This window comes from Nitratireductor sp. XY-223, from assembly GCF_004959855.1.
GTDB lineage: Bacteria > Pseudomonadota > Alphaproteobacteria > Rhizobiales > Rhizobiaceae > Hoeflea_A.
This window is the reverse complement of sequence record NZ_SPNT01000001.1, coordinates 825,290-851,822: the sequence shown is the minus strand read 5'-3', so window position 1 is coordinate 851,822 and position 26,533 is coordinate 825,290. Positions and strand designations below refer to the sequence as shown.

Sequence of the window (26,533 nt, the reverse complement as noted above, 5' to 3'; positions counted from 1 at the left end):
TAGCCGAATTTCACGCTAACGGGCGCAGCTTGCGAAGTCAGCTGCAGGAACAGAGAAAATCATGAACCGACGCCGCCGAATCTACGAAGGCAAGGCCAAGATCCTTTACGAGGGCCCCGAGCCCGGCACGCTTATCCAGTTCTTCAAGGACGATGCCACCGCGTTCAACAACAAGAAGCACGATGTTGTCGAGGGCAAGGGCGTCCTCAACAACCGTATTTCGGAGTTCGTGTTCGAGCACCTCAACCGGATCGGCATACCGACACACTTTATCAAGCGCGTGAACATGCGCGAGCAATTGATCAAGGAAGTGGAGATCATCCCGCTTGAGGTCGTGGTGCGCAACGTCGCCGCCGGTCAGCTGTCCAAGCGGCTCGGTCTCGATGAGGGCACCGTGCTGCCGCGCTCGATCATCGAGTTCTACTACAAGGCCGATGCACTGGACGATCCCATGGTCTCCGAGGAGCACATAACCGCGTTCGGCTGGGCGAGCCCGCAGGAGATCGACGACATCATGGCGCTCGCCATCCGCGTCAACGACTTCCTCTCCGGCCTGTTCCTTGGCGTCGGCATCCAGCTCGTCGATTTCAAGATCGAATGCGGCCGCCTATTCGAGGGCGATATGATGCGCATCGTCGTCGCCGACGAAATCTCGCCCGACAGCTGCCGGCTGTGGGACGTGGAAACAAAGGACAAGCTGGACAAGGACCGCTACCGGCGCGACCTCGGCGGCCTCGTCGAGGCCTACCAAGAGGTGGCCAGGCGACTCGGCATCGTCAACAAGAACGAGCCGCCGCGGGGAACCGGGCCGGTTCTGGTCCAATAGCAGTTTGCCGAAGAACGAGGAACAGGCCGTGATCAAGGCGCGCGTGACCGTCACACTGAAGAACGGGGTGCTCGACCCGCAGGGCAAGGCCATCGAGGGAGCGCTCGGTTCCCTCGGCTTTGAAGGCGTCGACCAGGTAAGGCAGGGCAAGGTGTTCGACCTGGAACTCGAATCGGCCGATCCGAAGAATGCGGAAAAGCAGATCGCCGATATGTGCGAAAAGCTGCTCGCCAACACGGTTATCGAGGACTACGCCGTCGAACTGCTCTAAAGCTCGGTCCTGACAGCCCACAATTCCGGAAAGAAGGTCCGGTCGAGCGCGGTCTTGAGGAACCCGACACCCGACGAGCCGCCGGTTCCCTTCTTGTATCCGATGATCCGCTCCACCGTTTTCATGTGCCGGAAGCGCCACTGCTGGAAACGGTCCTCGACATCGACGAGTTCCTCGGCCAGCTCATAAAGCTCGAAATAGCGCTCCGGCTCCCGGTAGACGGTCAGCCAGATATCGCGCAGCGCATCATTGTTTTCGTGCGACTTGGAAAAGTCGCGTTCCAGCAGGCTCTTCGGAACGTCGAGACCGGCGCGTGCGACGAGCGCGATCGCCTCGTCATAGATGCTCGGGCCATTGAAGGCCTCCAGCAGGCGCGCATGGATCTCTGGGCGGTGCCGGTGCGGGGCAAGCATGCGCTCGTCCTTCGCGCCCAGCAGGATCTCCACCAGCCGGTACTGGTAGGACTGGAAGCCAGAGGCCTGGCCCAGCTGGTCGCGGAAGGTCATGTAGTCCGACGGTGTCATTGTCGACAGTACGTCCCATGCCGTGACAAGCTGCTCCTGGATGGCGGAGACCCGGGCCAGCGCCTTGAAGGCGATACCGGCCTTGTCCTCGCGCAGGTTGCGCATGGCGAACTCGATCTCGTGGATGATGAGGCGAAGCCATAGCTCCTGGACGTGGTGGACAATGATGAAGAGCGTCTCGTCCTGCTTGTCGCTCAGCGGCGCCTGGGCCGACAACAACGTGTCGAGCCGCAGATAGTCGCCATAGGACATGCGCCCTTCGAAATCGAGGGAAATACCGCTTTCGACCCGGCTTTTCGGTTCCGCCAATTCGCTCTCCCTTGCGCCGCCGGCCCGCACTGGACACAACTTGCAGCCGGTTGACATAAATATTTTAAGCCTAAAATATTTATACGGCACGCGACACTGGATAGCAAGGGATCGGCTATCGCTATTTGCAGGCATTTGCGCTACAAGGCGGCGCATATGCGATCCGCGCAGCATCCTGCTTTGACATCATCCGTACTGGAAACATGAAATCAGCAGTTCTTCTTCTCCCCGGCCTCAACCGCGACCGGGACATGATTGCCGCATTGACCAGGATTTCGGGCGAGCCGCCGGTCACCGTCTGGCAGACGGAGACTGAGATTCCCGATGTCGACCTGATCGTCATTCCAGGCGGGTTTTCCTATGGCGACTATCTGCGCTGCGGCGCTATTGCCGCACGCATGCCGGTGATGGAGGCGGTGCGGAAGAAGGCGCAGGCCGGCACGCGCATTCTGGGTGTCTGCAACGGTTTCCAGATCCTCGTCGAGGCCGGTCTCCTGCCCGGCGCACTGATGCGCAACGCCTCACTTAAATTCGTCTGCCGCGAGGTGCTGCTTGAGGTCGTCAACGCCGATACCGTCTTCACCGGCCGCTACGGCAAAGGCGATATCATCCGCTGCCCGGTCGCCCACCATGACGGAAACTACTTCGCCGCGCCCGACGATCTCAAACGGCTCGAAGACCGGGATCAGGTGGTTTTCCGCTACGCAAAAGGCACCAATCCGAACGGATCGATCAACGACATTGCCGGCGTCGTCAACGAGGCCGGCAACGTTCTCGGCATGATGCCGCACCCGGAGAATCTCATCGAGGCCGCCCACGGCGGAACCGACGGCGAGGCACTGTTCGCTGCGGCGCTCGAGATCGCCGCATGAGGTCATTGGGATCAGCCGCCGCTTTGCCGCTTCTTGCCGGGCTTTTGTCCGCCTGCCAGACCGGCGGTCCCGGCCCCGGGGGCGTGACGGTCAAATCCTCCGATTCCGCCCTGCCCGCCATGGAGCGCATCGCCGTTTCGGCCAGCAATTGCTGGTTCAAGTCGGGCGACCGCGGGTTTCGGGCCTACCGCCTTGCGCCCGAGCTCAATTCCTTTTCCGGCCGCCCGCGTATCCTGATCGTGCCTGCAAACCGGCCGCAGGACCGGCCGCTCGCCGTCGTCGAGGGCCAGGGCAGTCCCGCGACAATCAGCGCCTACGGTCCGCTGATGTCGGACCCGGTCGGCAACCGCATTGCCGCCGACGTCAGGCGCTGGTCCGGCGGCGCCAAATCCTGTTCGTCCTGAATTTGAACCAACGTCTGTCGAAATGACCATCCAGAACGAAATACAGATCACGCCGGACCTCGTCGAAGCCCATGGACTCAAACCGGACGAGTATGAGCGCATCCTCTCGCTGATCGGCCGCGAACCGACCTTCACCGAACTCGGTATATTCTCGGCCATGTGGAACGAGCACTGTTCCTATAAGTCCTCGAAAAAGTGGCTGCGCACCCTGCCGACGGACGGACCGCAGGTGATCCAGGGGCCCGGTGAAAACGCCGGCGTCGTCGATATCGGCGACGGGCAATGCGTGGTCTTCAAGATGGAGAGCCACAACCACCCGTCCTATATCGAACCCTATCAGGGCGCGGCGACCGGCGTCGGCGGCATCCTGCGCGACGTCTTCACCATGGGCGCACGGCCGATCGCCGCCATGAACGCCCTGCGTTTCGGCGAGCCGGACCACCCAAAGACCCACCACCTGGTTGCCGGCGTGGTCGCCGGCGTCGGCGGCTACGGCAACTCCTTCGGCGTCCCTACCGTCGGCGGCGAAGTCGAGTTCGACGCCCGCTACAATGGCAACTGCCTGGTTAATGCATTTGCCGCCGGCCTCGCCAACACGGATGCGATCTTCTACTCCAAGGCGGAAGGTATCGGGCTTCCCGTCGTCTATCTCGGCGCCAAGACGGGCCGCGACGGCGTCGGCGGCGCCACCATGGCGTCCGCGGAATTCGACGAATCGATCGAGGAGAAGCGCCCGACCGTCCAGGTCGGCGATCCGTTCACGGAAAAATGCCTGCTGGAGGCCTGCCTCGAGCTGATGCAGACCGGCGCCGTCATCGCCATCCAGGACATGGGCGCGGCGGGCCTGACCTGCTCCGCCGTCGAGATGGGCGCCAAGGGCGATCTCGGCATCGAGCTCGACCTCGACAAGGTGCCCGTGCGCGAAGAGAACATGAGCGCCTACGAGATGATGCTCTCCGAGAGCCAGGAGCGCATGCTCATGGTTTTGCGCCCCGACAAAGAGGCCGAGGCCGAGGCCATATTCCACAAGTGGGGGCTGGACTTCGCCATTGTCGGCAAGACCACCGGCGATCTGCGTTTCCGCATTTTTCATCAGGGCGACGAGGTCGCGAACCTGCCGATCAAGGAGCTCGGCGACGAGGCTCCGGAATATGACCGCCCGTGGCGGGAGACCGGGCTCTATTCGCCGCTGCCGGCCGATCAGGTTGACGAGCCGGAAGATTACGGCGCGGCGCTCCTGTCCCTGGTCGGCTCCGCCAACAACGCGTCGCGGCGCTGGGTGTTCGAGCAGTACGACACGCTGATCCAGGGCAACAGCCTGCAACTGCCCGGCGGCGATGCGGGCGTGGTGCGCGTCGACGGCCATCCGTCCAAGGCGCTGGCCTTTTCATCGGACGTCACCCCGCGCTATTGCGAGGCCGACCCTTTCGAGGGCGGCAAGCAGGCTGTGGCCGAATGCTGGCGCAACATGACGGCGACCGGCGCCGAGCCGCTGGCCGCGACCGACAACCTCAATTTCGGCAATCCGGAACGCCCGGAGATCATGGGACAGCTCGTCAAGGCCATCGAGGGCATCGGCGAAGCCTGTTCGGCACTCGGCTTCCCGATCGTTTCCGGCAACGTGTCGCTCTACAACGAAACAAATGGCGAGGCGATCCTGCCGACGCCGACGATTGCCGGCGTGGGTCTCATCCCGGACTGGTCGAAAATGGCGACCATCGGCGGTGCCAAAGAAGGCGACGCGGTGATCCTGCTCGGCGGCGACGGAACCCATCTCGGACAGTCCGCCTATATGCGCGAGTGTCTCGGCCAGGCCGATGGTCCGCCGCCGCCGGTCGATCTCTATGTTGAGCGGCGCAACGGCAAGGTCGTCCGCTCGGCCATCCGCAACGGCCAGTTCACCGCCTGCCACGACATCTCCGACGGCGGCCTCGCGCTATGCCTCGCCGAAATGGCGATTGCCTCCGGCAAGGGCATGCAGCTCGACATCGATACCGAGATCGGACCGGCACACGCGCAGCTCTTCGGTGAGGATCAGGCGCGCTACGTTGTGACGGTCTCTCCGGACCTTGCGAACTTCGTCTGCATCAACGCAGAAGGCGCCGGCGTGCCGTTCCGGCGGCTTGGAACCATCGGCGGCGACCGATTGACGATCGGCGGTCTGCTTTCCATATCTGTAGAAGAATTGCGCGGCGCCTATGAATCATGGTTCCCTGACTATATGGATGGGACGGCCGCACTGGCTGGTGAAGGCTGACTGCGCGCAAACCGAAAAGACAAGAATACGGGGAGATTGCCATGCCAATGAGCGCCGGAGACATTGAGGAGATGATCAAGGCCGCGATTCCGGATGCGCAGGTGACGATCCGCGACCTCGCCGGCGACGGCGATCACTATGCCGCGGAAGTGGTGTCGGAGAGCTTTCGCGGCAAGACCCGGGTGCAGCAGCACCAGATGGTCTACAAAGCCCTTCAGGGCAATATGGGCGACGCGCTTCACGCCCTCGCGCTGCAGACGAGCGCACCGGACTAGCAATGCGAAATGACGCCATGAATGCCGCCTGAACGGGGCATTCGAAAAGCGTTCAGACGGTCTTTCCTATGGTCACAACGCTCCCGTCGAAGGGGGTGACAACACATAGGAGAGACAAATGAAATTCGCCAATCCGACCGTTCTTGCCATTGCAGCCGCACTTTCCGTTGCCACGCTTTCCGCCGCCAATGCCGACGGACCGAGCCGCGCGAACACGCAGACCGCATCCGGCCCGATGAAGATCCAGTCGAACACGAAACCCACCGCCCAGCCGTTCGACAACACAGCCTATGCCTGGACGGCCGCCTGTTACGCCGAATTCGGCCCCGACGCCAATTATCCGGACGCCGACCTTCTGGACAAGTGCCTGAACTTCTGAGTTCGGCAAAATATCCCACAAAAGACCGCGGCTCGTTCCGCGGTTTTTTGTTTGGGGAAAGCATATTTGCGTGCCATCGCCGAATAAACGTGACGCTGCCGGCGCGGGGACTGGAAATCCGCAGGCTTCGGAGTTATTTACGGGGCAAGCCAACTCCGGGCCTTTTCCCCGGTAGAGACAAGGAATAACCCATGACAGCCATCAACGAATTCATCGACAACGAGGTCAAGAATGCCGACGTCGTCCTTTTTATGAAGGGCACGCCGGCTTTTCCGCAATGCGGCTTTTCCGGCCAGGTGGTTCAGATCCTCGACTACCTCGGCGTCGAGTACAAGGGCATCAACGTGCTTGCCGATGACGACCTTCGCCACGGCATCAAGGAATACTCGAACTGGCCGACCATCCCGCAGCTTTATGTGAAGGGTGAATTCGTCGGCGGCTGCGACATTATCCGCGAAATGTTCCAGGCCGAGGAACTGCAGGGACACCTTGCCGACAAGGGCATCGCGTTCAAGGGTGCCGCCTGATGCGTAACTGGAACGTCTACCTGTCCGGCGAAATCCACACCGACTGGCGCGAGCAGATCGAAGCCGGCGTCAAGGCCGCTGACCTGCCCGTCAGATTCAGCGCGCCCGTCACTCACCACGAAGCCTCGGACGATTGCGGCGTCTCCATTCTCGGCGAGGAACCCGACAAGTTCTGGCACGACCACAAGGGCGCCAGCGTCAACGCGATCCGGACCCGGACGCTGATCGGCGACGCCGACGTCGTCGTCGTGCGGTTCGGGGAAAAGTACAAGCAGTGGAACGCCGCCTTTGATGCCGGTTACGCGGCGGCGCTCGGAAAGCCGCTGGTCGTCATGCACGGCCCCGACCATCAGCACGCGCTGAAGGAAGTCGACGCGGCTGCGCTCGCCGTCGTCGAGACGCCGGACCAGATTGTCCGCATCCTCGATTACGTGATCAACGGCAATCTCGCCGGTTACACGAGCTAGCCCGATTTCAGGGTATTGACGCCGCCGACGGAGACCATCCCGGCGGCGTCGTAATTCCACCGTATTGTCTTTACGGCGTTTTCACGATAGGCGGATATTGCAGGTCGGCTCTATTGCAGCCCTGAATTGCATGTCAGGCGCAGCCGGCCCGGGCGCATGACGCCCGATTGACCACCAGACGCATTGCACAGGCCATTTCGCGGCCCGCAGACGTGCAGGACCAAGGGCAGCAAGATGGACACCAGAAGCGAACCCGAACCGGGTCGACAATCCGCCAATGCAAAGGGCCGCATTGAACGGGTTGAACGCGCCGGCGTCGGTTTCGTCGAGTTCATCGTCCTTCTTGCGGCGCTCAGCTCGATTGTCGCCCTGTCGATCGACATCATGCTGCCCGCGCTGCCGATGATCGGCGACAGTTTTACGATCGTCGACGACAATGACCGCCAGGCGGTGATCACCGTATTCATGCTCGGTTTCGGATGCGCGCAGATCCTGTTCGGACCGGTATCCGATCGCTTCGGGCGCAAGGTCGTCCTGATTCCGGCAATCCTGCTTTATTCCGTCGCCGCCGTCGCAGACGCCTTCGCCGGCAGTTTCACGACGTTGCTGCTGCTTCGGCTCGCGCAGGGTGTGTTCGCCGCTGCCGTACGCATTGTCGTCACCGCAATCGTGCGCGACTGTTTCGGCGGACGCGACATGGCGCAGGTCATGTCATACACATTCACCATATTCATGATCGTACCGATCGTCGCACCCGCCATCGGCCAGGGCATCGTCGATATCGCCTCATGGCAGTGGATCTTCGTGTTCCTCGGCGTCGCCGGTCTTGGCCTCGCCGCATGGAGCGGCGTCCGCATGCGCGAGACGCTGCCGAGGGAAGAACGCCTGCCGCTGTCCTTCGCAGCCGTCGGCAACGCTTTCCGGGAAGTGGTCACAAACAGGCTTGCCATGGGCTACACGCTCGCATCGACCCTGTGTTTCGGCGGTCTCATTGCCTTTATCGTCTCGGCCCAGCAGATCTTCCAATCGGTCTACGATCTCGGGCACTGGTTCGTTATCGTCTTTGCACTGAATGCAGGCATCATGGCCGTTTTAAATTTCGCCAACGGAACACTCGTGCGGCGGGTCGGCATGCGGCTGATCTCGCACAGCGCACTCATTGCCTATGCGGTACTCGGCACGATCCTGCTGCTTATCTGTCTGTCGGGAACGCCGCCCTTCGTACTGGCCTATCTCATGCTCGGCGCCATCACCGGCGCCTTCGGTCTCGTGCCGCCCAATTTCAACGCGCTCGCCATGGAGCCGCTCGGCCACATTGCCGGCACGGCATCGTCGGTCATGGGCGTCATCAGTTTTACCGGCGGCGCGGTGCTCGGCGCCATTGTCGGCCAGGCGTTCAACGGCACGCTCATACCGCTCGCGGCGGGCTACGCGATCTTCGGTTGGACGGCAGTCGGCATCATCGTGTGGACGGAACGGGGTAGACTATTCTATCGCCCGAAAGAACCTGCGTAACCTATAGCCCGAAGATCTCCCGGCGAATCAGCGCCCAGCTCTCGGGGTCGGTCGCGGTGATCAGGCCGCCATCGACGATCCCGGGCCGATAGGGTGAGCCGTCGAGGCACGCCGTGTACCCGCCCGCCTCGGAATGGATGAGCACACCGGCGAGATGGTCCCAGGGCATCAGGTTCTGCGCGCCGACGAAATGCGCCCTGCCCGTCGCCGCCAGCCGGTATTCCCAGGCCGAACAGCGAAAGCCGAACGACATGCCGATCTTCGACAATCCGCCCGCGACACGGCTCCTGAGCGGCTCCTCCATGAAGCCCCACGACACCGTGCCGACCATCTGATCGAGCGCGACCGGCTCGGACACCCGAACCGGCCGCTCGGTCCCATCGGCCTCGACGAGGCGGCTGCCGGCTCCGGAAACGCCCATCAGGGTCTCGCCGCCCGCCGGATAGTGGATCATGCCCGCCACGCATTCGCCGCCGGCGACCACTGCCAGGATCGTCCCGAACGTCGGCATGCCGGATGCGAAATTGTATGTTCCGTCGACCGGGTCGATAACGAAGGCGAGATCCGCCTCCGCCAGGCCGTTCATGATCGCGGGTTCACCGGCCACTGCCTCCTCGCCGACAATCAGCGCCCGCGGATAGCGCGCCGACAGAACGTTCGCTATGCATTTTTCCGCTGCCGTATCAGCCTCCGTCACCACGTCCCATGACGCCTGCTTCTGTTTGATCTCGGCATCATTGACGCCGGAAAAGCGCGGCATGATTTCCGTCTCGCCGGTCTCTTTCAGGAGCGAAACCAGCGCTGATATTTCCGAATCGGATAGGGTCATTTGGTCTTTTCTTCAGGTGGCTGTGCCAGTTGATCGAGACCGGCAAAATCGAAGATCTGCCGGTCCATTAGATGCGAGGGGCGCACATTGGTGAGCGCCCGGATCATCGCCTCCTTGCGGCCGGGCATGCGGCGCTCGATATCGGCGATCATCGCCTTCATGGCGTTGCGCTGCAGGCCGTCCTGCGAACCGCACAGGTCGCAGGGGATGATCGGGAAGGCCATTGCCTCGGCAAATTTCGCCAGGTCGTCCTCGGCGCAGAAAGCAAGCGGCCTCAGCACCATCACGTCCCTTTCGTCATTGAGCAGCTTCGGCGGCATGGCCGCCAGGCGCCCGCCGTGGAAGAGGTTCATGAAGAGCGTCTCGAGGATATCCTCGCGGTGGTGGCCGAGGACCAGCGCGTCACAGCCCTCCTCGCGGGCAATGCGGTAAAGATGGCCACGCCTCAGCCGTGAGCATAACGAGCAGTAGGTGCTGTTTTCGGAAAGCTTGTCGGTGACGATCGAATAGGTGTCCTGGTATTCGATGCGGTGCGGAACGCCGTTTCGTTCGAGGAACTCCGGCAGAATGTGTTTCGGGAAGTTCGGCTGTCCCTGGTCCAGATTGCAGGCGATGAGGTCGACCGGCAGAAGGCCGCGCCACTTGAGGTCGAGCAGAATGGCGAGCAGCCCGTAGGAATCCTTGCCGCCCGACAGCGCCACCAGCCATCGCGGCGTGCGCCCGCCGCCGACCATGCCGAATTCGGCAATGGCCTGCCGCGCCTGCCTCAGCAGACGTTTGCGCAGCTTGTTGAAGCCGACCGAAGACGGAACGTTGGTGAACATCGGGTGGCAGGCATCGCCTTGCGGCGCATCGGCAAGTTCCGCCTCGGCAGACTTCTTCACTGCGGGGTCGTGAACGTTCATGCGTGGATTCCCGTGCTGCGCACTTCCTAACGCGTTGCAATGCGCAAGAAAACAAAAAAAGCCGCCGGATTGCGCCGGCGGCCTGATCGCATGAACTGTGCCCGCGCCTTAGCGCGAATAAAATTCGACGACGAGGTTCGGTTCCATCTGAACCGGGTACGGGACATCCGACAGGGTCGGAATGCGTACATAGGTGGCAACCATCTTGTTGTGGTCGGCCTCGATATATTCGGGGACGTCGCGCTCGGCGAGCTGCGTGGCCTCGAGAACCAGTATCATCTGCTTCGACTTCTCGCGCACTTCGATCACATCGCCCGGCTTGCAGCGATAGGACGGGATGTTGGTGCGCACGCCGTTGACCGTGACGTGGCCGTGATTGACGAACTGCCGTGCCGCGAAGATCGTCGGCACGAACTTGGCGCGGTAGACGACCGCATCGAGGCGCGATTCCAGAAGACCGATCAGGTTCTCCGGCGTGTCGCCCTTGCGGCGGTTGGCTTCTTCGTAGATCTTGCGGAACTGTTTTTCGCGGATATCGCCGTAGTAGCCCTTCAGCTTCTGCTTGGCGCGCAGCTGCACGCCGAAGTCGGAAAGCTTGCCCTTGCGGCGCTGGCCGTGCTGGCCCGGGCCGTATTCGCGGCGGTTGACCGGGGACTTGGGACGGCCCCAGATATTCTCGCCCATACGGCGATCAAGTTTGTATTTGGACGAATCGCGCTTACTCATCGCATTCCCTTTCAACAGGTTTAACCGGCCTGATTCCAGACCGGTCGAAGGAAACGCGCCCTCCTCTGCCGGCTGTTTTTGCCGACTGACAGAATGGCCTGCTTGGCGTGCGGACATTCACGGGACACGTAATAAAAACCGGGCGCTGTGCCCGGTGACCGCGCGGATGTATGACAATCGGGCGACCTTGTCAATGGCGCATCGGCGCCAGCGCCAGCCCGAAGCCGTTCAGCAGCCGCCTGACGGCGAAATCCGGCTCGTTGGAGGTGAACACGGCAATGTCCGGCTCCTCGGAAACCGCGTCCTGCGGCGCAAGCAGCGACTGGGCGCGCTTGGCGATTGCCTCCGCCGGATCGAGCCAGTCGACAGGCCAGGGCGCCAGGCGGCGGAACTGGTTGGCCAGGAAAGGATAGTGCGTGCAGGCAAGCACGACAATATCGGTCTTTTGGCCGTCCTGTTCGACGAAACAGGGCTCGATCTCCGCCAGGATTTGCCGATGTTTGACCGGATCGCCGCGAATATAGGCTTCCGCCAGCCCGGCGAGGTACTCCGAACCGACCAACCGCACATGGCACTGGGCGGCAAAGGACTGGATGAGGTCGCGCGTATAGGCACGCCGCACCGTCCCCGGCGTAGCCAGGACGCTCACCAGCCCGGATCGCGTCCGCTCCGAGGCCGGCTTGATGGCCGGCACCGTGCCGACGAAGGGCATATCGGGAAACGCGGTGCGCAACGGCTCGAGCACCAGTGTCGATGCCGTGTTGCAGGCAATCACGCATTGTGCCGGCTCATGGTCCGAAATCAGTTGTTCGAACATCGTCACGATGCGTTTGGTGAGATCGCCCTCGCCCCACACGCCATAGGGAAAACCGGCATCGTCCGCGACATAGACGAAGCGACGCTCCGGCATCAGGACCCGCGCCTCGCGAAGGACGGTCAGGCCTCCGATCCCGGAATCGAACAGCAGGATCGGCCCGCCGCTCACTGCTCCAGCTCCCCGGGCCCGGCCGGCTCGTTGTCCCGGCCCGCCGGTCCGCTACCCTTCGGCGCCTGCCGGCTGAAATGGTCAAGCGAACGGATAACGCCGCGCAACAGTCGGATTTCGGGCTTGAAGAAGCCCTGCCGGCTCAGCACCGCGCGCAGGTTGTCGACCATTTTCGGTTTCTTGTCCGGCGGACGGAAATAGCCCCGCGCCTCCAGCGCCTCCTCGAGATGGTCGAACAGCCCCTGCAGGTCGGCCTTTGTCGCCGGTTGCATCTCGGTCTGGGTGAACGGCGTCTGCGAGCCGCCCTCTGGGCTGGTCTTCATCCATTCGTAGGACATCAGCAGCACCGCCTGGGCGATATTGAGGGACGCAAAGGCCGGATTGACCGGATAGGTGACGATCTCGTCCGCCAGTCCGACCTCCTCGTTGCTCAGCCCCCAGCGCTCGCGGCCGAACAGAACGCCGCATTTCTCGCCGGCGTCGATCCTGCGGCGCAGGTCGGCAGCCGCATCGACCGGACCGCGAACCGGCTTGAAGCCGTCCCGCTCACGCGCGGTCGTGGCAAAAACGAAATTGAGATCCGCGATCGCCTCTTCAAGGGTTCCGTACACCGACGCCCCGTCGATCACGTGGTCGGCCTTGCTCGCCGCGGCGCGCGCCGTCTCGCTCGGCCACCCGTCGCGCGGATTGACGAGGCGCAGCTCCGACAGCCCGAAATTCGCCATCGCCCGCGCCACCATTCCGATGTTCTCGCCGAGCTGCGGCTCGACGAGGACAACCGCCGGCCCGCCGGTCATCAATTCCCTCTGTCTGTCGGTTCCTGCCATGGTCTTACCGGTTCATGCATCGCATCTGGCGTAACTGACACATCCCGATGGCGCAAGGAAGGCCAGATCGGTGCCGGTCCTCGCCATCAGTCCAGCCTCGAAAGCCAGTTGCCGACGATATGCGAGACCTCGGCGGGCCGCTCGTGCAGGATCCAGTGACCCGTGCCCGGGATCGTTTCGACCGCCAGATCGTCGGCAAACCGGTCGAGGCCCTCGAGACAGGAAGGCCGCAACGCCTCGTCGGCATCGCCCCACACCACCAGGTGCGGAACATCAACCCGCAGGGCATCGGCGGGAAGCGCATAGACCGGTATCGTCCCCTCCAGTTCTGACGCTGCCTGCTCCACCGGCGGCACGACGACCGGAGAAGAGCGGTACCAGTTGAGCATCGCCCGCATCGCTCCCTCGCCGCTCCAGGCCGCGCGGTAGTCGGCCTTGACGGCATCGCTCATCCAGCCGGCTGCGGAAAAGCCTGAAATCATGTTCAACGTTTTGGCGAAATCGTCGGCGCGCATGACAGCCTCGGCGCGATCGCTGCGCAGGAAATTCATGTACTGGCTGGCTGCCCGCTGGGCTGGATCTTCGATGATCGCCTTCTGAAAGCAATAGGGATGCACGCCATTTGCGACGATCAGGGCTTTCAGCCGGTCGGCGCGGCTGAAGGCGAAGGAATAGGCGACGGCCGATCCCCAGTCATGGCCAAAAAGGACGAACGGCGCGTCCGGGGACAGGTGGTCGGCAAGCGCCGCCATGTCGGCGACCAGATGGCGGGTCTGGTAGGCTTCCTCGCCTTCGGGCTTGAACGATTTTCCGAAGCCGCGCTGATCGGGAGCCACCACGTTATGGGTTTCGGCCAGATACGGCATGATGTCGCGCCAGCCGCCCCAGTATTCCGGAAAGCCGTGCAGGCACAGCATCAGCGGCTTCGAGGGATCGCCGGCCGACATGTAGTGGATGCGCCGGACATCGTCCTCGAACGTGGCCGAATTGAATTCCATGCATTTATCTCCTGCTGCAAAGGCCCTGATAGCACAAACGGTGCCGGCGGGAAGGCCCTGACCCGTTCTAATACAAATTGAGGGGTGGCCGCGCCTTTGCCTTCCGCCACCACAATGGTATAGGAGCCGCGAACATCACGGCTTTCCCGTGGGCGGGGTCCCATTTTTTCAGTAACGAGGCTTTTTCATATGGCAAAAATCAAGGTCGAAAACCCGGTCGTCGAGCTGGACGGCGACGAGATGACCAGGATCATCTGGCAGTTCATCAAGGACAAGCTGGTACACCCCTATCTGGACATCGACCTGAAGTATTACGACCTCGGCATCGAGAGCCGCGACGCGACGAACGACCAGATAACGGTCGACGCTGCCAACGCCATCAAAGAGTACGGCGTCGGCGTCAAATGCGCGACGATTACGCCCGACGAGGCCCGTGTCGAGGAATTCAGCCTGAAGAAGATGTGGCGTTCGCCCAACGGCACGATCCGCAACATCCTCGGCGGCGTCATCTTCCGCGAGCCGATCATCTGCAAGAACGTGCCGCGCCTCGTGCCCGGCTGGACTCGTCCGGTCATCGTCGGCCGCCACGCCTTCGGCGACCAGTACCGCGCCACCGATTTCAAGTTCCCCGGCAAGGGCAAGCTGTTCATGAAGTTCGTCGGCGAAGACGGCAAGGAGCAGGAATACGAGATCTTCGACGCGCCCGGCGCCGGCATCGCGATGGGCATGTACAATCTCGACAAGTCCATCGAGGATTTCGCACGCGCCTCCCTGAACTACGGCCTGCAACGCAAGGTGCCGGTCTACCTCTCCACCAAGAACACGATCCTCAAGGTCTATGACGGCCGCTTCAAGGACATCTTCCAAGCCATCTACGAGGCCGAGTTCGAGGACGCCTTCAAGGAAGCCGGCATCACCTACGAGCACCGGCTCATCGACGACATGGTCGCGGCCAACCTCAAATGGTCCGGCGGCTACGTCTGGGCCTGCAAGAACTACGACGGCGACGTGCAGTCCGACACCGTCGCCCAGGGCTTCGGCTCGCTTGGCCTGATGACCTCCGTGCTGATGACGCCGGACGGCAAGACGGTTGAAGCGGAAGCGGCCCACGGGACGGTCACTCGCCACTACCGCCAGCATCAGAAGGGCGAGGAAACCTCGACAAACTCGATCGCCTCGATCTTCGCGTGGACCCGCGGCCTCAGCCACCGGGCCAAGCTCGACGACAATGCCGAGCTCGCCCGCTTCGCCAGGACGCTGGAAGAGGTGTGTGTGGCCACCGTCGAGGGCGGCCACATGACCAAGGACCTGGCGCTCCTGATCGGTCCCGACCAGCCGTGGCTGTCGACCATCGGCTTCCTCGACAAGGTCGACGAGAACCTGCAGCAGGCAATGGGATCCTGACGCCTTTTCGAATTGCACCTTGAAGAAACCCCGCCGCTTGCGGCGGGGTTTTTCGTTTGCGCTACCGGTTGGCCTCGACGCTGACGCCGAGCAGTTCCGGCAGCATCTGCGGCGCTGTCATCACGCCGGCCGCGACCTGCGATACCGGGATGGAGCGCCCGGGCGCGATCGTCAGGCTGAGATTGCGCGGATCGTCAATGAACGCCTCGGCGGCCTCCATCACCATCATGGTGAAGTCCTCGTTGTCGATAACCGCGAGTGCCTGCCTGAGCTGTTCCAGAAGCAGTTCGGCCATCAGGTTCTCGCTGACATCCGATTCCTCGGCCATCAGCGCGAGTGCCGTTTCGACCCCGCCCTCATTGACGAGTTCCAGCTCGAATGCCTTGATGTTCAAGGTCGCGATCAGCGCCTGGAACTGCTGCGGGTTCTCAAGCACCGACCTTGCCAACCCGCCGAGCCGCGCGCTGGCCCGCACCTTGCCGATCTGTCCGAGTTCGACCACGAGGTTCTCGATGATCAGGTCCTCGGTGTCCGGGTCCCAGCGCATCCTGATTTTCTCGGTCAGCCGCAGCACATCGATGCCGACGGCCTGGAGCACATCGATGACTTCCTGGTCGTCGAGCGCGGCAACGGGCATCTCCAGACCCTCCGTCGATACCTCGAACGATGTCGGGATCGGCGGCACGACCGACTTCATGTCCATGTAGTATCTGTCGAGGCTGAAATCGCCTTCCGGAACGACGCCGACAAGCGCCAGGCCCGCAATCTCCGCGGCTATGGAACGCGGCGTGAATATCCGAGCCACCTCGAGCGGATCGGGCTCGTCCAGATTGTCCAGGTCAGAGGCGAACGCCTTGATCGGTCCATAAGGCGCGAATTCGATGTCGCCGAAGAAGAACCTGCCGAGCGAGAACGACCCTTCGGTGCCCAGATCGATCTCCATGGATGAGATGGAGAACTCCTCCAGCCCGTCGGCGCTCACGTTCGAAAGGACGATCTGGCCGATGCCGCCCGATCCGGTGACGTCCGGGTCAATGTCGAAGCCGAAGGATATGCCGTCGGCAAATGCCCGCCCCAGCGAAATCGACCGGTAGACGTCGACCACCATGAGGATGACGGTCGCCGGGTCCGGCTCCTCCCCGGATGTGACAAGCCGGTCCAGCGTCGCCAGCAGATCGGTCTCGGGCGCGCGCAGCTGAACGTTTTCATAGCCGCTGAGGTCGACCGCGGCATCGTAGTACGGGCTTTCCACCCTGTAGCCGTTGCTCGACACCGAACCTATGAACTGTTTGAATTCGCCGGAGCCGCGGGCCTGCGGGTCGATGAGCGCCAGCAATGCCGTATAATCAAGCCCGGTCATCGCGGTGCCTGCAATGGTGGTGGTTTCCGTATAGGTTTCTCCGTCTTCCATCGGAAAGGTGGTTTCCTGCCGGACCTGTCCGGTGCCGTATTCGGCGATCCGGCCGTCATGCATGTCCCGCACGACCAGGTCCTCGACCACCGATTCCACCTTCGCGCCCTCAATGCTGTCGCCACCGTGGAAATCGAATGTCAGACGGCTGACGCGCTCTTCCTCGAAGGACGTGTCCTTGATCGTACGCAGCAGCGGCAGCCACCTGCTGAAGGGCCGCTGCGGATCTTCGGCCAGTTTCGGCAGGGCCGGCCAGGTTCCCTTGATCAGTTCGAACCCGTCCATGCGCGATTCAAGAACGATGTCGTCATCCTCGCCCTCGGGATCGAGGCGAACGGAAAAGAGGCTGCCGTCGGCGATCGTCATCCTGTCGACGCTGAACAGGTTCCCTTCCGCGGTCATGTTCGTGGCAACGACCTGCTCGCTCGTCCAGGAAAAGTCGATATCCAGCGTCAGGTCTTCTCCGTCCTCGTCCGGATCCGGGATCGAGAACGTGGTTTCAAACGAGAGGTCGAGCCCGGTGACGGTCAGCGTCCCGCCGCTATCCCTGGCCGAATCGTAGGACGCCGTCGCGCCCAGATCGCGATAGGACTGCAACCAGGCATCGAAGGCGGCCTGTCCCGTCTGCTGGGCCAGTGCCGGGCTTGCCGTCGCCATCAGGATGCCGATTGACCATGCGAGTTTCCTGTTCATTTTGAGCCGCTCCCTAGTGTCCATACCCAAGCTTATAGGCATCCCATGTGACATCACAACCGCACCGTTTTTTGACGGCACGCGCGCGCCGGCAACGCTTTGCGCAATGATGAAGGAACAAAGAAACGTCTCGAGTGGCTGGCTTGCGGCCCGCTATCCGGCGACCGCCTCGGCGACCGCCTCGACGGCGGCATCGGCCTTGCCCGCGTCCGGGCCGCCGGCCTGCGCCATGTCCGGCCGGCCGCCGCCGCCCTTGCCGCCAAGCGCGGCGGAAGCAACGCGCACCAGATCGACGGCGCTGTAGCGATCCGTCAGGTCGTCGGTGACGCCGACGACGGCGCTCGCCTTGCCCTCCTCGGATATGCCGATGAGCGCGACGACGCCGGAGCCCAGCGTGTTCTTGGCATCATCGACCAGCCCTTTCAGGTCGCGCGGCGCGACGCCCGAAACCGTCTTGCCGAGGAATTTCACGCCGGCGATCTCGCGGGTCTCATCGGCTTCCCCGGGGCCGCCGCCGAGCGCCAGTTTCTTCTTCAGGTCGGCGATCTCGCGCTCCAGCTTGCGGCGCTCGTCCACCAGCGTCTCGACCCTGGAGACGACCTCGTTCGGCTGGACGCGCAGGGACGAGGCCAGCGCCCGGACCCTGCCGTCCTGCTCGGTCAGATACCGGCGCGCGGCCTCGCCGGTCAACGCCTCGAGACGGCGCACGCCCGCGGCGACGGCGCTCTCGCCGATCACCCGCACGAGGCCGATATCGCCGGTGGCGCCGACATGGGTGCCACCGCAAAGTTCCACCGAATAGGTCTGGTCCTTCTTGTCGCCATGCAGGCCGGTGCCCATCGAGACGACCCGCACCTCATCGCCGTATTTCTCGCCGAAAAGGGCCATCGCGCCCTCCGCGATCGCATCGTCCACCGCCATCAGTCGCGTCGTCACCGGGCTGTTCTGCAGGACGATCTCGTTGGCCATGTCCTCGACGCGGGCAACCTCCTCGTCGCTCATCGGCTTCGGATGCGAAATGTCGAAGCGCAGCCGGTCGGGCGCGACGAGCGAGCCCTTCTGCGTGACATGGGTGCCGAGCACCTCGCGCAGCGCCTCGTGCAGGAGGTGGGTGGCCGAATGGTTGGCCCGCAACTGGCTGCGCCGCTCGTGGTCGACGCTCAGCACGACCTCGGCGCCCGTCTTGAGCGTTCCCTCTTCGACGATGCCGATATGCACGAAAAGCCCGTCGGCCTTCTTCTGCGTGTCGGTGACGCGCAGCACGAGACCGTCGGCCGAGATCGTTCCGGTGTCGCCGACCTGGCCGCCCGACTCGCCGTAAAACGGTGTCTGGTTGACAATGACCTGAACCGCGTCGCCCTTGCCGGCCTCGCCGGCCTCTGCGCCGTCCTTGACGATGGCCTGCACGACGCCCTCGGCACGCTCGGTGTCGTAACCGAGGAAATCGGTCGCGCCGAGCCGGTCGCGCAGCTCAAGCCAGATGGTCTCGGTCGCCGCCTCGCCGGAGCCCGCCCAGTTGGCCCGTGCCTCGGCCTTCTGGCGCTCCATCGCGGCGTTGAAGCCTGCATCGTCAACGGAAATGCCGCGCTGGCGCAGCGCATCCTGCGTAAGATCCAGCGGAAAGCCGTATGTGTCGTAGAGCTTGAACGCCGTCTCGCCGCTCAATTCGTCCCCCTCGCTGAGATCGGCGCTCGCTTCGGCAAGCAGGTTCAGGCCGCGCTCCAGCGTCTTGCGGAAGCGCGTTTCCTCCAGTTTCAGCGTCTCGGAGATCAGGGCTTCCGCCCGCACCAGTTCCGGGTAGGCGTGGCCCATCTGGCCGACCAGCGCCGGCAGCAGCTTCCACATCAGCGGCTCGCGCGCGCCGAGGAGCTCGGCGTGGCGCATGGCGCGGCGCATGATGCGGCGCAGCACATAGCCCCTGCCCTCGTTTGAGGGCAGCACGCCGTCGGCGATCAGGAACGCCGAGGAGCGCAGGTGATCGGCGATCACCCGGTGGCTCGCCCGCGCCTTGCCCTCGGCGGCGATGCCAGTGAGTTCGACGGAGGCGCCGATCAGCGCCTGGAACAGGTCGATGTCGTAATTGTCGTGCTTGCCCTGCATGACGGCGGCGATGCGCTCCAGCCCCATGCCGGTGTCGATCGACGGCCGCGGCAGGTCGATGCGCTCGTCGGCGGACACCTGCTCGTACTGCATGAAAACGAGGTTCCAGATCTCGACGAAACGGTCGCCGTCCTCGTCCGGCGATCCGGGCGGCCCGCCCGGAATACCCTCGCCGTGATCATAGAAGATCTCGGAGCACGGCCCGCACGGGCCGGTATCGCCCATCGCCCAGAAATTGTCGTGCGTGGGAATGCGGATGATGCGGTCCTCGGGAAGGCCGGCAACCTTCTTCCAAAGGTCGAAGGCCTCGTCGTCCGTATGATAGACGGTGGCCAGCAGGCGGTTCCTGTCGAGCCCGAACTCCTCGGTGATCAGCTTCCAGGCAAGTTCGATGGCAACGTCCTTGAAATAGTCGCCAAAGGAAAAATTGCCGAGCATCTCGAAGAACGTGTGATGCCGCGCGGTGTAGCCGACATTGTCGAGATCGTTGTGCTTGCCGCCGGCGCGCACGCATTTCTGCGCCGTCACGGCGCGCGTGTAAGGCCGGTGCTCGAGGCCGGTGAAGACGTTCTTGAACTGGACCATGCCGGCATTGACGAACATCAGTGTCGGATCGTTGCGCGGCACCAGCGGGCTCGAGGCAACGATCTCGTGCCCGTTGCCGCCGAAATAGTCGAGAAAAGCCGTGCGGATCTCGTTTACGCCATTCATGGAACGCCCTTTGATTACAAATTCATGCCCGCCGCCGCCGCGACGGGCCCGTTCGGCTTTTATCCGCCCCGCGAGGGACTGTCCAGCCGCAGCCTCCGGCCACCCCGCGATTTCCATTGCGGCAAACGAAATCGGCCGGCGGCATCGTCAATGCCGCCGGCCGCGTCGGAATTGCGGTTGGGGAATTCTAGCCCTCTGCGGCGTCCGCGTCGCCCTCGTCGCCGTCGTCGGGATGGCCCTCCTCGAGCAACTGATCGGCGATCAGCCCGGCGTTCTGGCGCAGCGCCAGTTCGATCTCCTGCGCCACCGCCGGGTTTTCCTTCAGGAACAGCCTGGCGTTCTCGCGGCCCTGCCCGAGGCGCTGGCTGTTATAGGAGAACCACGCTCCGGATTTTTCGACGATGCCCGCCTTGACGCCGAGATCGATCAGCTCGCCGGTCTTGGAAACGCCCTCGCCATACATGATGTCGAACTCGACCTGCTTGAAGGGCGGCGCCATCTTGTTCTTGACCACCTTGATGCGGGTCTGGTTGCCGACCACCTCGTCGCGGTCCTTGACCGAGCCGATGCGGCGGATGTCGAGGCGCACCGAGGAATAGAACTTCAGCGCATTGCCGCCCGTCGTCGTCTCGGGCGAACCGAACATGACGCCGATCTTCATGCGGATCTGGTTGATGAAGACGACCATGCAGTTGGAGCGCGAGATCGATGCCGTCAGCTTGCGCAGCGCCTGGCTCATCAGCCGCGCCTGCATGCCGGGCAGCGAATCGCCCATCTCGCCCTCGATCTCGGCGCGCGGCGTCAGTGCCGCCACCGAGTCGATCACCAAAACGTCGATGGCGCCGGAGCGCACCAGCGTGTCGGTGATCTCCAGCGCCTGTTCGCCGGTGTCGGGCTGTGAAATCAGAAGGTTTTCAAGGTCGACGCCCAGCTTGCGTGCATAGACCGGGTCGAGCGCGTGTTCGGCGTCGATAAAGCCGCAGATGCCGCCCTTTTTCTGCGCTTCGGCGACCGTATGCAGCGCCATGGTGGTCTTGCCGGAACTCTCCGGCCCGTAAATCTCGATGATGCGCCCCTTGGGCAGGCCGCCGACGCCGAGCGCAATGTCCAGCCCCAGCGATCCGGTCGGGACGGTCTCGATCTCGACGACGTTCTCGTTGGAGCCGAGCTTCATGATCGAGCCCTTGCCGAAGGCCCGCTCGATCTGTGAGAGCGCCGCGTCGAGTGCCTTGCTTTTGTCCACCGAATTTTCCTCTACAAGCCGCAAAGAGTTCTGAGCCATTCCGTCCACCTTTAGGTTATATACGCATCACTGGCAATGAAAGCCGCACGGAAAAAATGTACTGCATTTGTTCTCAATTTGCAACAGGCATATAAACTATTGAATAATATACATTAAAAATGATTTGTTCTCATTTTGTCTGAATCAATGTGCGTCAGATATATCCCTCACAGACATGTAATTGGGAATAGGTGTATAGATGCTTGAGAATCGAATCGATGCAGTAGCCGAAATATATGCAGATGAACCCCTGCCGGGTGATTGGCTTGTCACTTGTGTCGAACCGACAGGAGACGGTGGCATTTACACTACAATCTTCTCCGGCGTTGAGGCTGAAGCCCGCGCTGCCGAATACGCCCGCCAAAAGTTTCGCGAACTTCGGCACTGTGATCGCCGTCAACTACAGTATCCATACGGTCGATGCACGTTTGCTCGCCCCGACCGAAAACAAATCCCCGATGCCATACGCCCGGACGCTGTGCAATTTGATCAAGGTCGATCAGTTCCATGCATCGCCAAGCCCCTTCTGGTGGTAATCCCTTTTCTGAAAGGCCGCCAAACTGCCACACCAGAGTGTTCCATTTGCCGTTTTTGGTGCCGAGCGCGTGGGGGCAGAATTCTCGGGGATATTGATTGCACAAGCCGGTGACTTGTTGGTGGTCCCGTATTGCGTCTCGAATTAATTCGATCTTTTCTTCCAATAACATATGCGTGTTCCTTCAAAGGTCGAAGGCACACCGCACTTGCCCGAGTCGTTTAGGAACGCTATACTTCTCTATGTTAACGGAGGGCATAGATTCCCTTTTGACCGAGTGACCTGCGTGCGGTGTACCGAAATCGTTTTGCAGGTCATTTTGATTCTGAGATCGGCTCTGGTTGCAGCCAAAGCCGATCTCAGTTTGCTTGCGGCGAATCAACCGCAAGGCGCATTTTACGATAAAACGCAACAGGCTTGTACCGGCTGCAGCCAGCGTGCCCGCTTTTCACATTTGCACCCGGTGTTTCCATATCCCATAGGTTGTGAATAGTACCCTTTTGACGACTTACACGTGTCGGGAGGGCATTGCGGATATATATGTCCCACATCGGATATGTCCCGGATACATGTAAAATGATTCCCAGGGATGATGGGAACGAAACAGTTATTCGGGATATGAGAATCGGGAATGGCCAGTCTGGTATTACTCCGGACTGAAAATCCTCGATCTTGCGCAGCTGAGAAATCGATACGGACGCGCCCTCGCCTGAATTCAGCGAAACAGCGCCTCAAGCAGAGCCCGCCTGCCATGGGCGGCGCTGCCTTTCAGCGTCGCCAGCACGATTTTCCGTGTCGGTTCGAGGCCCTGCGGCGTCCGCGTGGCGAGCCGCTCATCGGCGTATCGACCGATATCGGCAGCGGGCAACAGTGTCAGGCCGAGGCCCGATTTGACACATTCCACGATGGCCTCGACGCCGTCGAGCACGATGGTGTTTCGTGGGCGCAGGCCATCGGGACGGCCGATATAGGCGGCGATCAGCTTGCCGATGCCGGTGCCCGGCGCGAAATGCAGAAACGGCATCTCTTCGACAAGGTCGTCAAGCGGCCGGTCCCGGGCCGCCGCCGGCAGGGCATAGACCAGGGGTTCGACGCGCAAGGTCAGATAGTCAAGCTGCGGGTCAGGTTTGCCGGAAGCCGTGACGACGGCCGCGTCGAGCTGACCGCCAAGGACCTTTTCCTCCAGCGCTTCCGACAATCCGGTTTCGAGATCGAAACGGGCCCGCGGCGCCCGGATGCCGGCATGGCGCAGGAAATCCGGCAGCAAGCGAACGCTTGCCGTGGCGATGAAGCCGATACGGAAACGGCCGACCAGTTGGTTGCCGGGACTGCACAACTGCAGCAGTTCGTCCTCGGCGGTAAGCAGTCGTTCGGCGCGGCCAGCGATGGCACGACCCTGTGGCGTCAGTTTCGGCGGCCGGAAGGATCGGTCGAACAGCGCCACATCGAGGTCGCGCTCCAGCGTTTTCATCTGCATGGAGACCGCCGACAGTGTCATGTTGAGCTGCTCCGCCGTCGCGGCGAAGGATCCGATCCGGGCGATTTTCGCCAGCGTTCGCAACGATCTGGTCTGCATAAATCAATAAATCCTGTATTTGATATCAATATTTATTCGATTGTGGTGAATTTAATACGCTTTAGGATGGTTGTCATCCCGCCAAAGGAGGCCTCGATGACCACCAACCCATTCCAGGAAAGAGCCCGTGAATTGGCCGTTAAATTTGCACCGCGTGCCGACCATTGGGACAAGAAACGCAGCTATTGCTGGGACAATGTCATCGACCTGACCGAGGCCGGGCTGATGGGAATGACCCTGCCCCGCGAGTATGGCGGCCAGGGCGCATCGTTCCACGATGCGGTGCTGGCGATCGAGGAGGTCGCCAAGGCCTGCACGCTTTCGGCACGCATCGTGGTGGAGGCCAATATGGGCGCGATCAGCGCCATCATGGCCTATGGTACCAAGGACCAGAAAGCCTTCTGCGCACCCATTGTGCTCTCCGGCGACAAGCCGGCGATCTGCATCACGGAGCCGGAGGCCGGCAGCGCCGCCACGGAAATGACGACGACGGCGCGCAAGGTCGGCTCGACCTATCGCATCACCGGCCGAAAGCACTGGATTACCGGCGGCGGAATTTCGAGGCTGCATTTGATCTTCGCGCGGGTCGTGGACGAGGACGATCGCGAACGCGGCATCGGCGGCTTCATCGTGCTCCGCGATCCCGAACGCGGCATCGAGCCGAAGGGTTTCGAGATCGTGCGCCGCGAACGGACAATGGGGCTGTGCGGCATGCCCGAGGCCGAGCTGGCGTTTGACGGCCTGGAGGTCGATGAGACAATGGCGCTGGTGCCGCCCTCCGGATTCCGGCGCGGCTTCGCCGATCTGATGAATGCCTATAACAGCCAACGCGTCGGCGCCGGCGCGGTGGCGATGGGGGTCGCGGCGGGGGCGCTCGACCACGCCCGGCGATATCTGCTCGAGCGCCAGCAGTTCGGCCGGCCGCTGGCTGAGTTCCAGGGCCTGCAATGGATGCTCGCAGACATGGACACCGCGGTCCATGCCTCGCGACTGATGCTGCACGAAGCGGCGCGCTCGCGCGGGCCGCACGGCAGCCCGTTCCCCGACATGACCATGGCGGCACGGGCGAAACTGTTCGCCTCGGAAGCGGCGATCAAGGTGGTCAGCGACGCACTGCAGATATTCGGCGCTCGCGGGTACGGCGACAGGGAGCCGCTGGAGCGCATGTATCGCGACGTGCGCATGTTCACCATCGGCGGCGGCACGGCGCAGATCCTGCGCACCCAGGTCGCCGGCAACCTCCTGGGGATCAAGACGCCACAGACCCGCAACGGCCATGCGCGGAACGCGGGGACGACATCATGACGGGCGATCTGCGCGCCGCCGACCTGCTGGCGCGGCGGCTTTACGAGGCCGGTTGCCGCCATGCCTTCGGCATGCCGGGCGGCGAGGTGCTGACCATCGTCGACGCTCTGCGGAAGGCGGGCATCGACTTCGTGCTCGCCAAGCACGAGAACAATGCCGGCTTCATGGCCGAGGGTGTGCACCACCGTACCGGCGCGCCGGGCATCCTGGTCGCGACCGTCGGACCGGGGGCGCTCAACGGCGTCAACGTCGTCGCCAATGCGGAACAGGACCGGGTGCCGCTGATCGTGCTGACCGGCTGTGTCGATGCCGACGAGGCACTGACCTACACGCATCAGATCCTCGACCACCAGGCGGTGTTCGCGCCGATCACCCGGGCGACGTTCATGCTGACGGCCGAAGGCGCCGACACCATTGCCGACAAAGCGGTCGGCATGGCGACGGAAGGCCGCGCCGGGCCGGTGCATATCGACGTTCCGATCTCGGTCGCCGATGCGAAGCCGGGTGCCGTGCGGCCACGCCGGCGGGCAGCCGCCTCGCCCACGGCGCCCGCCGAGGGCCCTGACCTCGACCGCGCCAGAGAGTGGTTGCGCCGCGCCAGACGACCGGTGATGATTGTCGGGCTCGATGCGCTGAAGGACGAGGCCGGCGACGCCGTCCGGGCCTTTGCCGAAAACTACCGCGTGCCGCTGGTGACCACCTACAAGGCCAAGGGAATCGTTCCCGAGAACCATCCACTGTGCCTCGGCGGCGCAGGCCTGTCACCACTCGCCGACAGAACGCTGATCCCGTTCGTTCAGTCAGCCGATCTCATCCTGTGCGTCGGCTACGATCCGATCGAGATGCGTACCGGCTGGCGCGAAGTCTGGGACCCGGCAAAGGTCAATGTCGTCGACATCACCGCCGGGCCGAACCATCACTACATGCACCAGGCATCACTGCATTTCGTCAGCGATGCCGGAGCGACGCTCGCGGCGTTGCAGGCGGGCGTCGCGGCGGGAGAGACCTGGGCAAACGGCGAAATCGAGACGGCGAAAGCACGGCTGGCCGGGAATTTTCCAAGCGACGGCGACTGGGGGCCGGCGGCTATCGTCGACGAATGCCGGCGTACGCTGCCGCGCGACACCATCGCCACCGTGGATTCCGGCGCTCACCGCATTCTGTTGTCGCAGATGTGGACGTGCTACGAGCCGCGCAGCCTGCTGCAGTCCACGGCGTTTTGCACGATGGGATGCGCCGTACCATTGGCGATCGGGGTCAAACATGCCGATCCGGAGCGACCGGTCGTATCATTTTCCGGCGACGCCGGCATGCTCATGGTCGCCGGCGAACTGTCGACGGCGGCCGAACTCGGCAGCCGCGCCATCTTCGTCGTTTTTGTCGATTCCAGCCTGGCGCTGATCGAGCTGAAGCAGCGGCAGCGGCAACTGGGCAACGCTGGCGTCGATTTCGGCAGCCACGATTTCGCAGCCATCGGCCGGGCGTTCGGCGGATACGGGCACACCGTGACCAGCCGAAGGGAACTGCACCAGGCCCTGGTCGAGGCGCTGGGGGCAGACCGGTTCTCAGTCATCGCGGCGGTCATCGACCCGCAATCCTATGACGGACGCATTTAGGGAG

At 62.8% G+C, this 26,533-nt stretch carries 25 protein-coding genes; 13 read left to right on the top strand and 12 right to left on the bottom strand.

Annotated elements, in window-relative coordinates:
• The first annotated feature begins 61 nt into the window (after positions 1-61).
• Together purC and purS are read left to right on the top strand one after the other, a co-directional pair.
• Positions 62-826: a phosphoribosylaminoimidazolesuccinocarboxamide synthase gene (purC, locus tag E4M07_RS03755; RefSeq protein WP_136656934.1), complete on the top strand. Its 765-nt coding sequence runs from the start codon at positions 62-64 to the stop codon at positions 824-826.
• Between the two features lie 28 nt (positions 827-854).
• On the top strand, positions 855-1,097 hold the full coding sequence (purS, locus tag E4M07_RS03750; RefSeq protein ID WP_136656933.1) for a phosphoribosylformylglycinamidine synthase subunit PurS: 243 nt from the start codon (positions 855-857) through the stop codon (positions 1,095-1,097).
• Here purS and kynA read toward each other — a convergent pair.
• Positions 1,094-1,930 carry a tryptophan 2,3-dioxygenase gene (kynA, locus tag E4M07_RS03745; RefSeq protein ID WP_281404975.1) on the bottom strand — a complete coding sequence of 279 codons (837 nt, stop codon included), beginning with the start codon at positions 1,928-1,930 and terminating at the stop codon, positions 1,094-1,096. The two genes, purS and kynA, sit on opposite strands and share 4 nt — an antisense overlap.
• A gap of 203 nt (positions 1,931-2,133) precedes the next feature.
• On the opposite strand from kynA, the gene purQ reads away from it, so the two are divergent.
• The 8 genes from purQ (at position 2,134) to E4M07_RS03705 (ending at position 8,626) form a co-directional block, all read left to right on the top strand.
• On the top strand, positions 2,134-2,802 hold the full coding sequence (purQ, locus tag E4M07_RS03740; protein ID WP_136656931.1) for a phosphoribosylformylglycinamidine synthase subunit PurQ: 669 nt from the start codon (positions 2,134-2,136) through the stop codon (positions 2,800-2,802).
• Positions 2,799-3,206, top strand: a complete 408-nt coding sequence (locus E4M07_RS03735; protein WP_136656930.1) for a hypothetical protein — start codon at positions 2,799-2,801, stop codon at positions 3,204-3,206. Before purQ ends, E4M07_RS03735 begins: the two co-directional genes overlap by 4 nt.
• A gap of 22 nt (positions 3,207-3,228) precedes the next feature.
• Positions 3,229-5,463 (top strand): phosphoribosylformylglycinamidine synthase subunit PurL, encoded by a 2,235-nt coding sequence (gene purL, locus E4M07_RS03730; protein WP_136656929.1) that lies wholly within the window; start codon positions 3,229-3,231, stop codon positions 5,461-5,463.
• Between the two features lie 41 nt (positions 5,464-5,504).
• Positions 5,505-5,738: a BolA family transcriptional regulator gene (locus E4M07_RS03725; RefSeq protein WP_136656928.1), complete on the top strand. Its 234-nt coding sequence runs from the start codon at positions 5,505-5,507 to the stop codon at positions 5,736-5,738.
• 118 nt (positions 5,739-5,856) lie between these two features.
• Complete coding sequence (locus E4M07_RS03720) at positions 5,857-6,117, top strand: hypothetical protein (RefSeq protein WP_136656927.1); 261 nt, start codon at positions 5,857-5,859, stop codon at positions 6,115-6,117.
• Positions 6,118-6,308: 191 nt separating this feature from the next.
• Complete coding sequence (gene grxD / locus E4M07_RS03715) at positions 6,309-6,644, top strand: Grx4 family monothiol glutaredoxin (RefSeq protein WP_136656926.1); 336 nt, start codon at positions 6,309-6,311, stop codon at positions 6,642-6,644.
• Positions 6,644-7,111 carry a YtoQ family protein gene (locus tag E4M07_RS03710; protein WP_136656925.1) on the top strand — a complete coding sequence of 156 codons (468 nt, stop codon included), beginning with the start codon at positions 6,644-6,646 and terminating at the stop codon, positions 7,109-7,111. The genes grxD and E4M07_RS03710 overlap by 1 nt, the downstream gene beginning before the upstream one ends.
• Positions 7,112-7,345: 234 nt before the next feature.
• Positions 7,346-8,626 (top strand): multidrug effflux MFS transporter, encoded by a 1,281-nt coding sequence (locus tag E4M07_RS03705; protein WP_136656924.1) that lies wholly within the window; start codon positions 7,346-7,348, stop codon positions 8,624-8,626.
• A gap of 1 nt (position 8,627) precedes the next feature.
• Here the strand turns inward: E4M07_RS03705 and E4M07_RS03700 are convergent, their stop codons facing one another.
• The 6 genes from E4M07_RS03700 to E4M07_RS03675 form a co-directional block, all read right to left on the bottom strand.
• Entirely contained in the window at positions 8,628-9,455 is an 828-nt protein-coding gene (locus E4M07_RS03700) for an inositol monophosphatase (protein WP_136656923.1), read from the bottom strand.
• Positions 9,452-10,279: a tRNA 2-thiocytidine(32) synthetase TtcA gene (gene ttcA / locus E4M07_RS03695; protein WP_246660379.1), complete on the bottom strand. Its 828-nt coding sequence runs from the start codon at positions 10,277-10,279 to the stop codon at positions 9,452-9,454. Before ttcA ends, E4M07_RS03700 begins: the two co-directional genes overlap by 4 nt.
• 189 nt (positions 10,280-10,468) lie before the next feature.
• Positions 10,469-11,086 (bottom strand): 30S ribosomal protein S4, encoded by a 618-nt coding sequence (gene rpsD, locus E4M07_RS03690; RefSeq protein ID WP_136656921.1) that lies wholly within the window; start codon positions 11,084-11,086, stop codon positions 10,469-10,471.
• Positions 11,087-11,276: 190 nt separating this feature from the next.
• A complete protein-coding gene (murI, locus tag E4M07_RS03685; protein ID WP_136656920.1) occupies positions 11,277-12,071 on the bottom strand; it encodes a glutamate racemase in 795 nt (264 codons plus the stop codon).
• Positions 12,068-12,898 (bottom strand): RNA methyltransferase, encoded by an 831-nt coding sequence (locus E4M07_RS03680; RefSeq protein ID WP_136656919.1) that lies wholly within the window; start codon positions 12,896-12,898, stop codon positions 12,068-12,070. Before E4M07_RS03680 ends, murI begins: the two co-directional genes overlap by 4 nt.
• 86 nt (positions 12,899-12,984) lie before the next feature.
• Positions 12,985-13,896, bottom strand: a complete 912-nt coding sequence (locus tag E4M07_RS03675; protein ID WP_136656918.1) for an alpha/beta hydrolase — start codon at positions 13,894-13,896, stop codon at positions 12,985-12,987.
• 189 nt (positions 13,897-14,085) lie between these two features.
• Here E4M07_RS03675 and E4M07_RS03670 point away from each other — a divergent pair, with 189 nt between their 5' ends.
• Entirely contained in the window at positions 14,086-15,300 is a 1,215-nt protein-coding gene (locus E4M07_RS03670) for an NADP-dependent isocitrate dehydrogenase (RefSeq protein ID WP_136656917.1), read from the top strand.
• Positions 15,301-15,361: 61 nt separating this feature from the next.
• Here E4M07_RS03670 and E4M07_RS03665 read toward each other — a convergent pair whose 3' ends face one another.
• From E4M07_RS03665 to E4M07_RS03645, 5 genes are all read right to left on the bottom strand, one after another.
• Positions 15,362-17,404, bottom strand: a complete 2,043-nt coding sequence (locus tag E4M07_RS03665) for a hypothetical protein (RefSeq protein WP_136656916.1) — start codon at positions 17,402-17,404, stop codon at positions 15,362-15,364.
• A gap of 153 nt (positions 17,405-17,557) precedes the next feature.
• Complete coding sequence (gene alaS / locus E4M07_RS03660) at positions 17,558-20,215, bottom strand: alanine--tRNA ligase (protein ID WP_136656915.1); 2,658 nt, start codon at positions 20,213-20,215, stop codon at positions 17,558-17,560.
• Between the two features lie 187 nt (positions 20,216-20,402).
• Positions 20,403-21,497, bottom strand: coding sequence for a recombinase RecA (gene recA, locus E4M07_RS03655; protein WP_136656914.1), 1,095 nt, complete (start codon positions 21,495-21,497; stop codon positions 20,403-20,405).
• A 308-nt stretch (positions 21,498-21,805) separates the two neighbouring features.
• Positions 21,806-22,204 (bottom strand): hypothetical protein, encoded by a 399-nt coding sequence (locus E4M07_RS03650; RefSeq protein WP_136656913.1) that lies wholly within the window; start codon positions 22,202-22,204, stop codon positions 21,806-21,808.
• A 543-nt stretch (positions 22,205-22,747) separates the two neighbouring features.
• The gene (locus E4M07_RS03645; protein WP_136656912.1) at positions 22,748-23,608 is read right to left on the bottom strand and encodes a LysR family transcriptional regulator; all 861 of its coding nucleotides are present in this window, start codon (positions 23,606-23,608) and stop codon (positions 22,748-22,750) included.
• A gap of 96 nt (positions 23,609-23,704) precedes the next feature.
• Here E4M07_RS03645 and acdA point away from each other — a divergent pair, with 96 nt between their 5' ends.
• Positions 23,705-24,913, top strand: coding sequence for a 3-sulfinopropanoyl-CoA desulfinase (acdA, locus tag E4M07_RS03640; protein WP_206057165.1), 1,209 nt, complete (start codon positions 23,705-23,707; stop codon positions 24,911-24,913).
• Positions 24,910-26,529 (top strand): thiamine pyrophosphate-binding protein, encoded by a 1,620-nt coding sequence (locus E4M07_RS03635; protein ID WP_136656910.1) that lies wholly within the window; start codon positions 24,910-24,912, stop codon positions 26,527-26,529. The genes acdA and E4M07_RS03635 overlap by 4 nt, the downstream gene beginning before the upstream one ends.
• The last annotated feature ends 4 nt before the right edge of the window (positions 26,530-26,533 follow it).

Excerpts from the sequence above, each read along its gene's own strand:
- alaS (WP_136656915.1), bottom strand. The coding sequence starts at position 20,215 with ATGAATGGCGTAAACGAGATCCGCACGGCTTTTCTCGACTATTTCGGC.
- E4M07_RS03710 (WP_136656925.1), top strand. The coding sequence starts at position 6,644 with ATGCGTAACTGGAACGTCTACCTGTCCGGCGAAATCCACACCGACTGG.
- E4M07_RS03665 (WP_136656916.1), bottom strand. The coding sequence starts at position 17,404 with ATGAACAGGAAACTCGCATGGTCAATCGGCATCCTGATGGCGACGGCA.
- E4M07_RS03670 (WP_136656917.1), top strand. The coding sequence starts at position 14,086 with ATGGCAAAAATCAAGGTCGAAAACCCGGTCGTCGAGCTGGACGGCGAC.
- recA (WP_136656914.1), bottom strand. The coding sequence starts at position 21,497 with ATGGCTCAGAACTCTTTGCGGCTTGTAGAGGAAAATTCGGTGGACAAA.
- E4M07_RS03735 (WP_136656930.1), top strand. The coding sequence starts at position 2,799 with ATGAGGTCATTGGGATCAGCCGCCGCTTTGCCGCTTCTTGCCGGGCTT.
- E4M07_RS03705 (WP_136656924.1), top strand. The coding sequence starts at position 7,346 with ATGGACACCAGAAGCGAACCCGAACCGGGTCGACAATCCGCCAATGCA.
- ttcA (WP_246660379.1), bottom strand. The coding sequence starts at position 10,279 with ATGTTCACCAACGTTCCGTCTTCGGTCGGCTTCAACAAGCTGCGCAAA.
- E4M07_RS03720 (WP_136656927.1), top strand. The coding sequence starts at position 5,857 with ATGAAATTCGCCAATCCGACCGTTCTTGCCATTGCAGCCGCACTTTCC.
- purC (WP_136656934.1), top strand. The coding sequence starts at position 62 with ATGAACCGACGCCGCCGAATCTACGAAGGCAAGGCCAAGATCCTTTAC.
- E4M07_RS03725 (WP_136656928.1), top strand. The coding sequence starts at position 5,505 with ATGCCAATGAGCGCCGGAGACATTGAGGAGATGATCAAGGCCGCGATT.
- E4M07_RS03700 (WP_136656923.1), bottom strand. The coding sequence starts at position 9,455 with ATGACCCTATCCGATTCGGAAATATCAGCGCTGGTTTCGCTCCTGAAA.
- grxD (WP_136656926.1), top strand. The coding sequence starts at position 6,309 with ATGACAGCCATCAACGAATTCATCGACAACGAGGTCAAGAATGCCGAC.
- E4M07_RS03675 (WP_136656918.1), bottom strand. The coding sequence starts at position 13,896 with ATGGAATTCAATTCGGCCACGTTCGAGGACGATGTCCGGCGCATCCAC.
- E4M07_RS03645 (WP_136656912.1), bottom strand. The coding sequence starts at position 23,608 with ATGCAGACCAGATCGTTGCGAACGCTGGCGAAAATCGCCCGGATCGGA.
- E4M07_RS03680 (WP_136656919.1), bottom strand. The coding sequence starts at position 12,898 with ATGGCAGGAACCGACAGACAGAGGGAATTGATGACCGGCGGGCCGGCG.
- E4M07_RS03650 (WP_136656913.1), bottom strand. The coding sequence starts at position 22,204 with ATGTTATTGGAAGAAAAGATCGAATTAATTCGAGACGCAATACGGGAC.
- purQ (WP_136656931.1), top strand. The coding sequence starts at position 2,134 with ATGAAATCAGCAGTTCTTCTTCTCCCCGGCCTCAACCGCGACCGGGAC.
- E4M07_RS03635 (WP_136656910.1), top strand. The coding sequence starts at position 24,910 with ATGACGGGCGATCTGCGCGCCGCCGACCTGCTGGCGCGGCGGCTTTAC.
- purL (WP_136656929.1), top strand. The coding sequence starts at position 3,229 with ATGACCATCCAGAACGAAATACAGATCACGCCGGACCTCGTCGAAGCC.
- acdA (WP_206057165.1), top strand. The coding sequence starts at position 23,705 with ATGACCACCAACCCATTCCAGGAAAGAGCCCGTGAATTGGCCGTTAAA.
- rpsD (WP_136656921.1), bottom strand. The coding sequence starts at position 11,086 with ATGAGTAAGCGCGATTCGTCCAAATACAAACTTGATCGCCGTATGGGC.